The following is a 14,645-nucleotide window of genomic DNA, read 5'->3' on the forward strand; positions in this document are numbered from 1 at the left end:
CCGTCTACAGGAACCAGTATCTTCATTTTTTCCTCCTTAGACTTCCTTCTTTACTTTCGCCTTCTTCATGCTCAGTCCTATGCCCTCAAAGATGAAGAAGATCGCATATCCCCACCACATTGTATAGACCACATAGAATACCAGCAGGGTTGTCATCATGCCGGCTTTATCCTTCACCTTCACCGCATCAACCTTGTAGAAGTTGTAGGAGGCCTCAATCGCCTTCTTGGTCACATCCGAAACTATCTTGGCTTCCTCGATCTTCTTCTCCTTCTTGAATGCCTTGTCTATCTTGGGAAGGACATTGTTCCACTGACGGAACATCTGCTTTTCGTCATCAGTCGCCATGGCCTCCGCATATTTGGCTTTTATCTTGTCGCCCTCATTCCTAAACATGACATCCGCATCCTCCAGGGCTGCCTTCAGGACCATGCCAAGGTCGCCTTCGATTTTCATTTCCGCGCCATTCACCTCTACCGTGGATCCGGGATTCACCGTGAACAGCTTTGATGCGCGCTCAGCCCTTTTTTCGGACTCTCCGGGCTTATCCTCAGGTTTGCTGATATTGATGGTGACCGAAAACATCTTTCCCATAAACTGTTCGTTGTTTTTCTGTACCTTGGGGATGAAATACGATGACCCCTTTGCAAGCTGGTTGAACATCTCATCAGCCCACTGCAATCCGTTCTGCGGCTTTCCTTCTGGCGTCTTCGGGAATATCGGTGAAAACATCAGAAACAGCACCACGAAAAAGGATATGGCCAAAATTATGCCGATCCCCATATGTTTTTTTGCCTGTGCCATTGTTATCCCTCCTCTCTTAATTTCCCGATGTTGACAAAGAACTTGCTGATAACCCACACACCGAAAAACCCGATTATGATCCAGAATACGATATTGCCCACGAATTCGATCTGTGTCACCAGGGACTTGGACATATTTATGTACTCAAGTTCGGTCAGTTTTTTCGGCAGCACCGTTGCCCTGTTGACAAAGCCTGCGAGGATTGACATTGCATAGAACCCTCTGATGTGTATCCCCTTCACGACCTTTGTCGTCAGCGCTCCTACCTGGATCCCGATCAGGGAGCCGATCAGCATGCCCATGGCGAGGGTGTAGAACACGTACCCGTAAATGGCATACTGCGCGATCGATGCAAGACCCGCGGTAAAGATGATCTGGAGGATATCGGTACCGACAGTTGTTGCGGTAGAGACACCGAATATATACACGAACATCGGAAAGGTGATAAAACCGCCGCCGACACCCATGATCGCTGCGAGCATTCCGACAATGACTCCACCCATCGCAAGAAACAGCCAGGAGATTCTCCTGCCGCCGAAGTCCTCATCAAAGGTGATCATCGGCGGGATATTGACCTTCTGAATGCTTACTGCAAGGGAAGTCATGCCTGTCGGTCCGCCATGGGCGTCATGTCCGCCTCCGCCACCGGAAGGTTTTCTCGTCGCCTTCAAAAAATCTATCATGGCATATGTGCCGAGGAACCCCAGCAATACCGCATACACCGTGCTGATAAAGGCCTCGCTCAGAAGCGGGTCCTTATTGTACAGCGTTTTATTGATCCAGCCGCCGATAAACGTACCGCCAGCCGAACCGACAAGAAATGCAATGGCAAGTTTGACCGAGACGTTGCCCAGTTTCTTGTGCACCGCGGTTCCCATGATCGCCTTTGCAAAGATATGGAACACATCCGTGCCGACCGCAAGAATTCCTTTCACTCCCGCTGCCATCAGCGCCGGAGTAATGATAAAGCCGCCCCCCGCGCCAATGCAGCCGGTAATCAGACCGGCCGCAAGGCCTACCGCGATCGAAACAATAAAGATCAGGTTTGAATAGTGGGCAGGCGCATATGCCGTCTTTCCGCCTATCACATCTGCTGCCTGTATCCAGGATACACCCAGTATCGGCAGCAGCAGGAGAAACAGGATCAGAAGTTTTTTCCGGTTTTTGATGATGTTCATCGAAACCTCATAATCCCATTTCGCATGAGCAATACTGGCCATTTTCAGAAATTCATACATCCTTCTTGGGAAACTCATTTCATCCCCTCCTTTTTGAAATTTCTATCGGTTATTTGATACGTTCGAATTCCATCTGGAACTTGTGCTTTTTCCAGCTTCCGATAAGCCTGGAATACGCAAGAACAGTTCCGTCTGAACCTGACAGGATCCTGCTGATCAGCAGTACTGAAGAACCCTTTTCGAGATTCAGATCTGCTGCAATGTCATTCTTCACTGCGGAGACTTCAACAGTCTGAACAATTTTAAATATCTTTTTTGTACCCTTTTCCTCTATCAGATCATAAAGGGACCTTTGGCGGATATCTTCCTGATCGATATCGGGAAGCAGGAACAACGGGATGATAAATTCTTCCGTATACGGTTCTTCCCCGATAACCTTTTTGCTCCTGATATAATAGACCTTATCCTGTGACATCATGATATTCCCGATGTCCTCAGAGGCCCCCCGAATGCCTCTCTCAAGTATCTCTCTCTCTGCCGTCACCTCCTCTCCATCGATATCTTCTGATAATCTTGTTCTCATCATAACCCCCGGCTGAGGGACAGAATACATTACAAAAGTGCCCTTGCCCTGCTGCCGTTTCAGACACCCTTCACGAACAAGTTCCTGAATTGCCTCTCTCACCGTCACCTTGCTTACATCGTATGTCCTGCAAAGCTCATCTTCGGTAGGTATTTGTGTGCCTACCGGCCACGCTCCGCTGTCTATCTTTTCCTTAATGATGGCATAGATCTGAACATACAGTTTCAGCTTGCTGTCTCTGTCTATGGTCTTTTCAATCCTCATATGCTTATTACTTCATGTCTTTATAATCTTTCCGTTAAAAAGCAATGATCATGCCATCTTTGCAACTAATTGAATTATCGATGTTATTTTATCTCAGCAATGGCAAGGTGCACCATTTTGTTGCGATTATTGGGGTTTTTTGGGACAATTAGTGCTGATTCATTATGTTGCAGTGAACTACTATGTTGCTATTTTTAGTTGCTTGATTTTTCTCTGGAGCTGTTGTCGGTACACACCAAGTTCCTTTGCCGCCTTCGAAATATTGCCACCCGACCTTTGCAGCGCAGACCATATTAATTCCTTCTCTATGTCGGTAATCGTCTCCTTCAGTTTCGGGGTTGCGATCACCTGCTGTGTCGGGGTCTTCAGCAGATACGAGGGCAGATCGGAAGGCAGTATTTCAGGGCTGTTTGCGAATGATATCGAATGTTCAATGATATTTTCAAGCTCCCTGATATTTCCGGGATAGGAGTAACTCATGAGGATGTTCAGGGCCTCTTCGGAAACCGTGCGTATCAGGATATCCTTTCTTTTCGCGGCATGCTTCTTCATGAAATGATTTACCAGAGAGGGAATATCTTCCATTCTGTTTTTCAGCAGAGGAAGATGGATGTTGATGACATTGATCCTGTAGAAAAGGTCTTCCCTGAAAACTCCCCTTTTACAGGCTATTGAGAGATCCTTGTTCGTCGCTGCAATGATCCTGACATCTATCTTGATATTGCGTGCACCCCCGATTCTCATCATCTCGCCTTCCTGAAGGACCCGCAGAATCTTTATCTGAAACAACGGGGAAACATCCCCTATTTCATCGAAAAAAACCGTACCTCCGTCAGCAACCTCAAGCAGACCCTTTTTGGTATAATTCGCACCGGTAAATGCGCCCTTTTCGAAACCAAACAGCTCCGATTCAAGAAGCGTATCAGGGATTGCGCCGCAGTTTATCGTCACGAATGACTTTTCATTTCTCGGACTCCACTTATGGATAGCTCTCGCCACCAACTCCTTCCCGGTTCCGCTTTCCCCGGTGATGAGCACGTTACTTTCGCTTACCGCTGCTTTTTTAATGAGACCGAACACCTCCTGTATAACAATGCTGGTACCGATCGTCTCGTCAAAACCGTATTCGGTGTCGAGTATCTTCTTTTTATGGTCCCTGACTACTCTGTTGATAATCTCGCCTGTCAGAGGTTTTTCCAGAAAATCGGTTGCGCCAAGTTTCATGGCTGCTACCGCTTTCCTGATATCGGAACTCCCGAATGCGATAACCGGAATGCGCTGCCGGAGCTCAAAAAGGTTTTTCTGCCAGTTTTCCATGTCGAGATCAAGAAACGCAATATCATATTTCAGGGGATTGACCGGGTCAGTGCCGACAGAAATGCCTTTCAGTTTCACATCTTTCCTACTGGCAGACTTGAATAAGGAACTTATATCTTTGGATTCATTCGACAGAATCAATATACTTCGCATTTCTTATTGTAAACCAGTCCGGGGGGAAAAAAGAATATCAGCAGGAAATGCATGTTCTGAACAGTCCTGCAAGGGTACCCGGAATCCCGGGCTTCTGCTCTGTCAGTCTGCATCCTCATGAATCAGGTCTATCACCGTCACTTCAGGGGGTGACAAGAGACGGATCGGCGGCCCCCATGTGCCTGATCCCCTGCTGACATAGAGCCAGGATCTTGCAGAGAGCTGTGCCAGTCCCGCCTGTGTAGGATAATAAAACCATGTAATGATGCTGAAAGGGAATATCTGCCCCTTGTGGACATGGCCCGAGAGCTGCAGGTCAAACAGTCCTGTTGAATTCGGGTCAATCAGCGGCCGGTGTTTCAGCAGCATAATAAACCTGTCTCCCGGGAAACCTGAAAGCAATGCAGTTTCGGTAATTGTCGGGGCAAGGCCTGCAGCCTTTACCTGAGAGTCATCTACTCCGGCAATAACAATGCTGCCTGCAGCAATTTCAGCCTCCCCGCGGAGCAGTCTGAACCCTGCCTTTTCGGTGAAATTCATCGCCTGACCGAGACCTGCATACAGTTCATGGTTCCCTGTGACCGCATATTTTCCGAACCTTGGCCTGACCTCCTGCAGCATTTCAGACAGTCCCGAAAGGTTGTCGAGCTGACCGTCCACAAGGTCACCTGTTGATACCAGGATATCCGGGTTTGCCCCTTTCACATGCCGGAGAATCCTTCTCAGTCTTTCCTCCCGCATAATCAGGCCGATGTGGACATCGGATATCTGCACTATCCTGAGTCTGCCGGTTTCCGCGGGTATCTTTGGAGTGGGTATCACTATTGTTTCAGTACGGATGTCTTTCGCCTCAAAATACCCGTATATTGAAAAGAGCAGGGCCAGTGAAAGCGGGATGAAAAACGCAGAATTCTTCGATACTGAGAGAGATGACAGGTCTTTATTGAGCATGACTCCCGAAGCATGCACTGTGAGCCTGTAGACATCGATTACCAGTGCAACAGATATGAATAAAAAAAGGATTCCCAGCCACATATATCCTGCATATGACGCCAGTCGTGCAAACGCCTCAAGGCCTGCCCTTTCGGACAGTCGTACGATGACCGGGGCAAAAATCATTGCCAGCATGAAGAGTGCAACGACTATGCTCGCAAGGGTGTTGAACGCGAACACAGACCTTGCCTTCAGGAAGACATACAGATGCATGCTGCCGTAGATGAGGAAAAAAGTGAGCAGAAAGAGTGTCATGACAAAATACCGTTATTCTTTATAATACACAATCGCCGGGAGAACATTCTTTTTCAGCTACTTTATCAGTCCTGATTATTCATGAACCATATTTACTAATAACAGAACATAGCGTGTTCTCTCATTCCCGGTCTTCGCCCCTCTCAATGCATTCCCGGTGCAATGCCCGCCTCTCCTCTCCTCATGAAAAAGACGAGCGGAACAATACAGAGCATCAGAATGCAGACAAGAAAAAACGCATCGTTGAATGACTGCATCGATGATTGCCTGAGGAGTTCCTTATACATGAGCCCGAGTGCCCCCTGCCCTGAGACTGATTCCTGCACACCCCTGTGTTCAAGGAAAGCTCTGCTTTGCTCGGCAAAAATCTGATAGTTGCTGTCAAAAGGGGTAAGATGTTCAACAAGACGGTTCTGATGGAACTGTGCCCTGCGTGAGAGAATCGTGGTAACGAAGGCAACACCGAAACTCCCGCCGAGGTTTCTGAGCAGGTTGTAAATGGCAGAGGCGTTCCCCATATCTTCCTTCCGTATCCCTGACATGGTCATGGTCGTGAGCGGAATGAAAAAGAACCCCATCCCTACGCCGAGAACGATCCTCGGCCATATGACGGTCCCGAAATCGGCATACAGGTTGAAATTGGACATCAGATAGGTTGCGTAGGCATTCACGATGATGCCGAAGGCGAGCAGGAACTTCGGATTGACCCGGTTCACCAGATTCCCTGCAACAGGCAGGGATATCAGGGTTGCCATGCCTCCCGGTCCCAGAACAAATCCAGCGAGAAAAGCGGTATAGCCCATGAGCGTCTGGAGATAGATCGGCAGGAGAACGATGCTGGCGAAGAGATTGAAAAATCCCATAAACATGATGAGGTTGCCGGTGCTGAACGAGATGTTTTTGAATGCCCTCAGGTTTACGACCGGGGATTCTGCATACAGCTCAACCACCACAAAAGCAATCAGGGAGACTACCGAAATGATGCTCATCCAGAAGATGAAGGGCGATGAAAACCAGTTCTCCTGCTGGCCCTTATCAAGGACTATCTGCAGGCAGCCGAGCCCAAGGGCGAGCAACACAAGCCCCCAGTAGTCAATCTTCAGTTTCGCCTTTGTCATATACGGCGGGTCCGTGATCACGAGCATGGTGAGGAAGATAGAGAGTATTCCTATCGGCACATTGATAAAGAATATCCAGTGCCACGACCAGTTGTCGGTTATCCACCCGCCGAGAAGCGGTCCCACAATGGGGCCGAACATAATTCCGACACCAAATACTGCCATCGCGATTCCGTGCTGCCGGGGGGGGAATGTCTCGAGCAGGATTGACTGGGACAAAGGCTGTAACGCCCCGCCTCCGATCCCCTGAAGGATCCTGAAGAAGATGAGACTCTGGAGACTCCATGCAGCCCCGCAGAGAAAAGAGCTTATGGTAAACATGGTGATCGAAATGATCAGGTATCGTTTCCTGCCGAAAAACCTGCTCAGCCATCCTGTCATGGGGATGATGATCGCGTTGGAAACAAGGTAGGAGGTGATCGACCAGGTCGACTCGTCGATGCCTGCAGACAGGCTGCCCCTTATATGGTCGAGGGCTACGTTGACCACAGAGGTGTCAATGATCTCTATGAGGGTGGGGATCATGACGGTGAGTGCAACGAGCCACTTATTCATGGCAACTGAGGAATTCTCTCACCTTTGCCCTGTCATTCGATCAGAACCGTCGGCACCACTGACATCCCAATGCGAAGGACATGTTCTTTGTCCGTATCTTTATCAAGCACAATCTTTACAGGAATTCTCTGGACAACTTTTACGTAATTCCCGGTCGCATTTTCGGGCGGGAAGAGAGAAAACACTGCTCCGGTACCTGACATGATGCTCTCTACCCTGCCTGAGAAGCTTTTCCTGCTATAGGTATCAACCTTTATCTTAACCTTCTGCCCCGGCCTTATCTTTTCGAGCAGCGTCTCCTTGTAATTTGCGGTCACCCAGATGTCGTCAAGCGGGACAACCGCCATGAGCGGCTGTCCCGTCTCAATCTGGTTACCGGTCTCAACCGATTTTTTCGTGATATACCCGTCGGACGGGGCATAGATCTTTGTATAGCCGAAATTCAGCCTGGCTGCATGGTATTTTGCCTCTTTCTCCCTTATCGCGGAATGCTGCGCCTCCTTCAATGCCTCAACCTGTTTTGTCACTGCTTTTTGTGTCTCGAGCGCCTTTTCTGCCTGCTTCAATTGCTCTTTCGCAGCCCTGACCTGTGCCATCGCAACATTATATGCGGTCACGGTCTTTTCGTATCTCTCCCTCGAGATGGTCTCCGATTTGTAGAGGTTCTCTGCCCTTTCGCTGTCCCTCGCTGCCTGCCTGAGCAGGGCTTCCTGCAGGTCGAGACCTGCTTTTGCGGTTTCCACTGCTGCACCAAGTTCTGCCAGTTGCGTGCGTGAGACGCCGATTCTTGCTTCTGCCTCTGCGAACTTCGCCTTCTCGGCACTTACCCCCGACATAGCCTCCTGAACCTTTACCTCATAATCGGCAGGATCAATTTCAATGAGCAAATCTCCCTGCCTGACCGCCTGATTCTCCTTTACATAGACGGCCTTCACGGTTCCCTTGATTCTTGATGCAATCGTATGTATCCTCCCGTCAATAAAGGCATCGTCTGTGGTAATATGAGTAGCCTTGTATCTGAGATAGAAAAAAAGGGCAACAGCACCGAGAAGTACAATCACACCAAGGACAAGAAATCCTATCTTTTTCTTTTTCTTATTCCCCTGTGCCGATGCATCGTTCATTTCATCTGTCATGTCCTTACCCTTTTCTCTTCTTTCCCATTTTTTCCTGCAGCTCATCAAAAAGGTCGTACACGACCGGCACTACCACAAGGGTTAAAAGAAGTGACGTGAGAAGTCCCCCGATGGTGGATATCGCCATCGGTGATCTCGTCTCAGCACCCTCACCGATTCCCATGGCAATCGGCATCATACCGAAGACTATCGCAAACGTCGTCATGAGTATCGGCCTCAGCCTGATCGGCCCCGCTGTGAGGATCGCTTCTTTTCTGTCCATTCCCTGGGCTCGTAACGTATTCGTATAGTCCACCAGAAGTATAGCATTTTTCTTCACCAGCCCCATGAGGAGGATCAGCCCTATGAAACTGAAGAGGTTAATGGTTTTCCCCGTGAGAAACAGTGCGCCGAATGCACCGATAAACGACAGGGGCATCGAGAGAAGAACCGTGACCGGGTGAATAAAGCTCTCGAACTGGGACGCGAGGATCATATATGCAAGTACAGCCCCGAGCACAATAGCAAACATCAGGTAATAGAAAGACTCGCCCATCACTTCGGCAGTTCCCTTGTAACTGCCCGCATAGCCCGGGGGAAGGATTCCCGCAGCTATCGAATCGAGTTCTGCCTTTGCCTGACCCAGCGGCTTTTCTTCCAGGTTTGCGAATACGGTGACCGCCCTCTGCCTGTCAACCCTGTTGATCACGCTCGGGCCACCGGCCTCCTGGATCCTGACGATATTCGAAAGCTCCACGAGTCTGCCGTCTCTGGCCCGCACAAAAATCCTCCCGATATCTTCAGGCATTGATCTGTCTTCGGGTGTCAGCCTGGCCCTCACATCATATCTTCGTCCCTTTGTTTCATCCTTGAATTTGGTCACGTCAGCCTCTCCCCCGATCAGAAAATTTGCCGCTTCCGCCACCGTTGCAATATCGACCCCCAGATCAGCCGCCTTGTCTCTGTTGATAAATACCTTGATCTCAGGTTTCCCGGTCTCAAGAGAGGTGTCCACATCGACTATTCCGGGAAGCTTCGAAAATTCCGTAATGATCTGTTTGGCATACTGTTCAACTGCCTTCAGATCGCTCCCCATGACCGAATACTGTATCGGCACGTTCCGGATTCCGCCGCCGATCAGCGAGACATCCTCTGCCGTGCCCTCCAGGCCTACGATGCCCCGGAACTGCTTTCTGATCTCCGCCATGATCTCCTGCTGTGTTCTGTCCCTCTTGTCTTTAGGCACAAGTGAGATGAACATCAGCCCCCTGTTCACCTGCCCCATCGAGAGCCCCTGTGCATAAAAGCATGTCTTCACCTCGGGGGTTGACCGCACAATATCTTCGGCCCTCTTGAAAAGCCTGTCAACCTCATCAACCGAATAGTCTATAGGGGCCTTCAGCCTTACCATAAATCTCGACTGGTCCTCAGGAGGCACAAATTCCTTGCCGATGAATGCGGTCATGAACATGCTGAGCACGAAGATGCCCGAGGCCGCGAGAATAACAAGCGCCCTGTGGTTCAGGGCAACCTGAAGAATCTTCCGGTAGAGGTCTTCGAGCTTCCCGTACCAGGCTTCGAGACGACCGGAAATCCGGGAAAGGACCGGTTTTTTTTGCTCAGGTATTCCCCCTCCGGGTTTTTTCCCGGCTTTAAGAGATCCGCCATGTCTCCCGAGATACCGCGATGCCATCATCGGCGTGAGCGTAAACGATACAAAAAGGGAGACGAGTACGGAAAAGACCACAGTGAGCGCAAACTGTAAAAAGAATCTTCCGACAATTCCTTTCATAAATGCGACAGGGAGGAAAATGGCGACTATCGCGAGGGTTGTTGCCATTACCGCAAGCCCTATCTCCTGGGTCGCAAAAGACGCAGCTTCCTTCGGGCTCATCCCCCGGTCGATATGGCGGTGGATATTTTCGATGACGATAATCGCGTCGTCAATCAGTATGCCGATAGACAATGAAAGTGCGAGCATCGTCATGTTGTTGAAAGTGAACCCGAAGACATTCATGAGGGTGAACGTTGCGATCACCGAAGTGGGGATGGCCAGTGCGCTGATAAGCGTCGTCCGGATATCCTTCAGAAACAGGAACACAATAAGAATGGCCAGCAGTCCTCCGTAGACCATGTGATACTGCACTTCACGGATAGAACGGTTGATGAAATCCGACTGATCAAAGGAAATGTCCAGTTTCATCCCCGGAGGGAGTGTCTTTCTGATATGCACAAGTTCCTTTTTTATCCGGTTAATCGTCTCGACCGTATTTGTCCCTGATTGCTTCTGGATGCCGAGACCCACCGCAGGAAGTCCGTTAAACCTCGCAATGGTACGTTTTTCCTCCATCGCATCCTCTGCCCTGCCAATGTCACTCAGCCTGACCGGCGCTCCCTTGTAATATGTGAGAATGAGATCATTGAACTGCTGCACATCCGGGAACTCGCCTTTGATCTTGACCGTGTACTCCTTCGTCCCGCTTTCGATTCTGCCGCCGGGCAGTTCCACATTCTGTCTCGCGAGAGCAGTCATAACATCCTGCGCGGTCATACCAAAGGCATTCAGCTTGTCCTTTTCAAGCCATACCCTCACCTGCCGGAGCCTGAGCCCTCCCAGCCTGACCGAACCAACACCGTTTATCCTCTGGAACTGTTCCTTCAATATTTCATCTGCATATGTGGAAAGATCCCGGATGGATTTTTCTCCGGAAAGGCCGAACCACATGATAGGCGTGGCGTCAGGGTCGACTTTTTCGATAATCGGATCATCGATGTCCTTCGGAAGCTTCCCCCGTATGACGGACACCTTCTCCCTGACATCCTGCACCGCCAGATCGATATCCCTTTCAAGGACAAATTCGACCGTAACCACGGAAACTCCTTCCGTGCTCGAGGAGGTGATGCTTTTGACGCCATTGATCGTATTGACTGCTCCCTCGATCTGGTCCGTTACATCGATGTCCATGATCTCGGGATTGGCACCCTTCAGGGTAGTGGTGATGTTCACTATCGGGAATTCCACCCTCGGGAAGAGGTCAACGCCTATTCTCGGGTAACTCACGACCCCGAGGATGACGAGTCCGAGAATCACCATGACTGCAAAGACAGGCCGTTTTATTGAGGTATCAGCAAGCCACATCTATTGTGTACTTCCCTTCTCCTGTCCGGCAACCGCAATCTTCGCCCCGTCGAACAGACTTTGCTGACCTACTGTCACGATCATTTCGCCTTCCCGGACCCCTTCAGTAATTTCAGTAAACTCTGCGTTGCGTCCGGCTGATGACTGGCTTCTAGCCCCGGCGGGAAGATGATATTTCTGCCCGACCTTTACCACTCTTTCCTTTGCCCTGTCCCCTTCAGCAACAAAGACCTTTATGGTGTCCCCTTCATAAAGCAGGGAGGTGACCGGGACAAGAATCACATCCCGCTCAGCTCCAGTATAGAGAGTTATGCGTGCAAACAGGCCGGGCTTGAGCTGCCCGCTCTGATTCGATATCTGTGCTTCTACCTGGAGAGACCTCGTATGTTCCTCAAGGCTTGGATAGATCGTGGTCAGTTTTCCCTGAAATTCCCTTTCCGGAAACGCATCTACCCTGAAGATGATCTCCTGTCCGCGTTTGATCTTTCCCAAATCCTTTTCCGTGACGGTGAATATCAGTTTTATGGGGTGGGATCTGATGATCGAAAAAAGAGGCGTACCATTCTTCACATAGTTCCCGCGCTCTATTTGCTTTTCCTTGACCTCCCCTGCGAGCGGGGAATGGATTTTTGTCTTTGCCTGCTTCTGCCTCGCAAGGGAAAGCGCAGCCTTTGCCCTGTCCACTTCCGAATCCGCAAGGGCCATTCGCGTGCGGACATCGTCAAACTGCTGTTGTGTGACAAGCTGCTCCCTGTAGAGCGCCTCTTTTCTCTGATATTCGAGCCTTATATTTGCAAGGGTTGCCTCCGCCTGTTTTACGGAGGCTTCAGCCCGCCTCACCTCCAGCACATAATCGCTATCATCAATCACTGCGAGCACCTGTCCTCTCGCAACACGTGAACCATTGTCTGCCCTGACATCCTTCAGAATTCCGTCGACTTCGGCACTCACCGTCACCTCTTCATACGGTATCAGTGTTCCGACCGTTTCTATGAACGGCCTCAGGGAACGCTTTTCTGCAGGCTGGGCATGGATATTCAAAATCCTCTCGGCAGGCATCCGGGCCTCTTTCTTCCTGCATCCGCCGAGAGATATCAGCGAGAACACGGCAAGCAGCATGCAGCCAATACCTAATACCAGAATATTTCTTTTCATTGTACGCACCCTTTCCTGTAGTCAGATAAGAACTTGCATCATCTTCACGGAGATCATTTATCTTTGATGACTGACTTCAGCAGAGTTCCTGTCGAACGCTTAAGCCTGAGAATTGCGAGATGATAATCGTATTCTGCCCTTGTCAATTCCCTCTCGGAATCAACGAGCAGGGTATTTGCATCGATCACATCGATACTCGTCGCGAGCCCGAATTCAAACTGTTTCGAGACAGCGTCATAATTCTCTCTCGCGAAACGTGCCTGATCTTCCAGCGATTTCAGGATGCCCGCTTGGGTCCTGGCGTCGAGAAATGCATTTTCCACTTCTATTCCGACCGTCTTTTTCATGTCATCGTACAGCATCTCGGACTGCCTTTGCTTTGCCACTGCCTCCCTCACCTCGGCCCTTCTCAAGCCCCCTTCAAAAAGGGGAAAGTCGAGCCTGAGCGCACCGTACACAGTCTCATCATTCAGAAAAGAGGATTGGGGATCCTCATCCCTTCTGGAATATATGCCCTCGAATGAAAGAACCGGCAGGTAAGATCCTTTTGCATATCTCACCTGCTGCCCGGCGATTTTCTTCTGCAGCCCGAGTGATTTCACCTCGGCCCTTTCCCCCATCGCCTCGTCTTTCAGAGATGAAAGGGACTGAAGATCATGCACCGGCGTCGCTGTGGCATCTTTGGTCACTCCTGGTTCCCTGCCAACCGGTTCCTTCAGAACAAAATCCTCATCAATACCGGACAGCCTTGCAAGCACTGCTTTTGCGAAAAGCAGGATATTCTCTGCCCTGACCAGACCGGACTGTGCACCGGAGAGTTCTGCCTCTGCTCTCAGAAGAGCTGTTTTCGAGACCTCACCCACTTTCAGCTTTATCTCTGCTTCATCCCTGTACTTCCTGAGTCTCTGCACATTCGCATGTGCAATCTCGACTGCACTCATTGCCTTCAGGACGTCATAATACGCCTCGGCGATGCGGAAAATATACGCCTCCCTGACGGCATCCGCATTATATCTGCTGCTCTCTATCCCTTTTTGGGCGATATCCAGCGCAATCACCTCTTTCCCGCCGAGAGATACCGATTGCTGTATCACCAGCCCCCATGAGGCAGATGACTCGGGCTGGACGCCAAAGCTCCCGGCAAAGCTTGAAAAGCTTTTCTTCTCGCGGTACCGTCTATAGTCTCCAAACGCCGAAATTCTCGGCAGGAGCGCTGAGACTGTCTTGTCTTTCTCTCTTTCTGCGATGAAGAGGTTCTCCTCTGATATTTTGACTTTCTCAGCACGTTCAAGGGCAATCCGGAACAGATCGTCGAGCGTATACGCCCCTTCCGCACAAACAGCGCCGGGACTGCAGAGGCAGATGGCAACAACAAGGATTGACAGACGTTTCAACACCGTGCTCATTTCGCCGTCCCTCTGATAAATATGTCGATGAAATCCCTCACGACTTTCTCTGAATCAATTTTCCCGTATTTTCTGAACAGATGGATTTCCCGCGTGTTGAAATACGAAAAGAACATCCCGAAGAAGGCACGGGCCCCGTTTTCCGTGTCGAACTCCCTGACAACCCCCTTCCGGTGAAGTTCATCGAAATACGAGGCGAGAGTCCTCAGCATCTCCTCTATAAAGCCATGGTATATCTTGTGGATCTTCTCCGGGTACCTGCGGACCTCGGAATGTATGATCTGGATCATTTCCTTTCTTGATTCGAGCGTTTCGAGGAAGCGTTCTGCGATAAGTACCAGCGCTTTTTTATATGGCATTTTCGTAATTTCAGGGAGCAGCCCCCGGAGCACGGGAAGGAATGAGTACATGCTCAGCACTTCTTCAAAAAGTTTCTCCTTTGAGGGGAAATGCCTAAAAAGGGTTATCTCCGCGACTCCTGCGTCCCTGGCGATTTCCCTGGTGGTGGCTCCGAGATACCCTTTCTCAGAAAACAGTTTCAGGGCTGTCTCAAGTATCTTGTCTCTCGTGGGAGAAATCACTTCGCCATGATTCATCGATCCTCCATTTA

11 protein-coding genes are annotated in these 14,645 nt (G+C 50.0%); all 11 read right to left on the reverse strand.

Annotated features, from left to right (window positions below):
• Positions 1–36: 36 nt before the first annotated feature.
• The gene (locus AB1552_09060; protein MEW6053920.1) at positions 37–804 is read right to left on the reverse strand and encodes a hypothetical protein; all 768 of its coding nucleotides are present in this window, start codon (positions 802–804) and stop codon (positions 37–39) included.
• Positions 805–806: 2 nt separating this feature from the next.
• Positions 807–2,060 carry a sulfite exporter TauE/SafE family protein gene (locus AB1552_09065; GenBank protein MEW6053921.1) on the reverse strand — a complete coding sequence of 418 codons (1,254 nt, stop codon included), beginning with the start codon at positions 2,058–2,060 and terminating at the stop codon, positions 807–809.
• Between the two features lie 31 nt (positions 2,061–2,091).
• The gene (locus tag AB1552_09070; GenBank protein MEW6053922.1) at positions 2,092–2,829 is read right to left on the reverse strand and encodes a GntR family transcriptional regulator; all 738 of its coding nucleotides are present in this window, start codon (positions 2,827–2,829) and stop codon (positions 2,092–2,094) included.
• Between the two features lie 180 nt (positions 2,830–3,009).
• The gene (locus AB1552_09075; GenBank protein ID MEW6053923.1) at positions 3,010–4,224 is read right to left on the reverse strand and encodes a sigma-54 dependent transcriptional regulator; all 1,215 of its coding nucleotides are present in this window, start codon (positions 4,222–4,224) and stop codon (positions 3,010–3,012) included.
• A gap of 177 nt (positions 4,225–4,401) precedes the next feature.
• Positions 4,402–5,547 carry a metallophosphoesterase gene (locus AB1552_09080; protein MEW6053924.1) on the reverse strand — a complete coding sequence of 382 codons (1,146 nt, stop codon included), beginning with the start codon at positions 5,545–5,547 and terminating at the stop codon, positions 4,402–4,404.
• Between the two features lie 143 nt (positions 5,548–5,690).
• Positions 5,691–7,220 carry a DHA2 family efflux MFS transporter permease subunit gene (locus AB1552_09085; protein ID MEW6053925.1) on the reverse strand — a complete coding sequence of 510 codons (1,530 nt, stop codon included), beginning with the start codon at positions 7,218–7,220 and terminating at the stop codon, positions 5,691–5,693.
• A 32-nt stretch (positions 7,221–7,252) separates the two neighbouring features.
• Complete coding sequence (locus AB1552_09090; GenBank protein ID MEW6053926.1) at positions 7,253–8,356, reverse strand: HlyD family secretion protein; 1,104 nt, start codon at positions 8,354–8,356, stop codon at positions 7,253–7,255.
• Between the two features lie 4 nt (positions 8,357–8,360).
• Positions 8,361–11,474 carry an efflux RND transporter permease subunit gene (locus AB1552_09095; GenBank protein ID MEW6053927.1) on the reverse strand — a complete coding sequence of 1,038 codons (3,114 nt, stop codon included), beginning with the start codon at positions 11,472–11,474 and terminating at the stop codon, positions 8,361–8,363.
• Positions 11,475–12,629 carry an efflux RND transporter periplasmic adaptor subunit gene (locus AB1552_09100; protein ID MEW6053928.1) on the reverse strand — a complete coding sequence of 385 codons (1,155 nt, stop codon included), beginning with the start codon at positions 12,627–12,629 and terminating at the stop codon, positions 11,475–11,477. It lies immediately after the preceding gene.
• Between the two features lie 53 nt (positions 12,630–12,682).
• On the reverse strand, positions 12,683–14,035 hold the full coding sequence (locus AB1552_09105) for a TolC family protein (protein ID MEW6053929.1): 1,353 nt from the start codon (positions 14,033–14,035) through the stop codon (positions 12,683–12,685).
• Positions 14,032–14,631: a TetR/AcrR family transcriptional regulator gene (locus AB1552_09110; protein MEW6053930.1), complete on the reverse strand. Its 600-nt coding sequence runs from the start codon at positions 14,629–14,631 to the stop codon at positions 14,032–14,034. Before AB1552_09110 ends, AB1552_09105 begins: the two co-directional genes overlap by 4 nt.
• Between the last annotated feature and the right edge of the window lie 14 nt (positions 14,632–14,645).

The sequence above is a fragment of the Nitrospirota bacterium genome (assembly GCA_040754395.1).
In the GTDB taxonomy this organism is placed as follows: domain Bacteria; phylum Nitrospirota; class Thermodesulfovibrionia; order Thermodesulfovibrionales; family SM23-35; genus JBFMCL01.

Excerpts from the sequence above, each read along its gene's own strand:
- AB1552_09060 (MEW6053920.1), bottom strand. The coding sequence starts at position 804 with ATGGCACAGGCAAAAAAACATATGGGGATCGGCATAATTTTGGCCATA.
- AB1552_09065 (MEW6053921.1), bottom strand. The coding sequence starts at position 2,060 with ATGAGTTTCCCAAGAAGGATGTATGAATTTCTGAAAATGGCCAGTATT.
- AB1552_09070 (MEW6053922.1), bottom strand. The coding sequence starts at position 2,829 with ATGAGGATTGAAAAGACCATAGACAGAGACAGCAAGCTGAAACTGTAT.
- AB1552_09080 (MEW6053924.1), bottom strand. The coding sequence starts at position 5,547 with ATGACACTCTTTCTGCTCACTTTTTTCCTCATCTACGGCAGCATGCAT.
- AB1552_09085 (MEW6053925.1), bottom strand. The coding sequence starts at position 7,220 with ATGAATAAGTGGCTCGTTGCACTCACCGTCATGATCCCCACCCTCATA.
- AB1552_09090 (MEW6053926.1), bottom strand. The coding sequence starts at position 8,356 with ATGACAGATGAAATGAACGATGCATCGGCACAGGGGAATAAGAAAAAG.
- AB1552_09095 (MEW6053927.1), bottom strand. The coding sequence starts at position 11,474 with ATGTGGCTTGCTGATACCTCAATAAAACGGCCTGTCTTTGCAGTCATG.
- AB1552_09100 (MEW6053928.1), bottom strand. The coding sequence starts at position 12,629 with ATGAAAAGAAATATTCTGGTATTAGGTATTGGCTGCATGCTGCTTGCC.
- AB1552_09105 (MEW6053929.1), bottom strand. The coding sequence starts at position 14,035 with ATGAGCACGGTGTTGAAACGTCTGTCAATCCTTGTTGTTGCCATCTGC.
- AB1552_09110 (MEW6053930.1), bottom strand. The coding sequence starts at position 14,631 with ATGAATCATGGCGAAGTGATTTCTCCCACGAGAGACAAGATACTTGAG.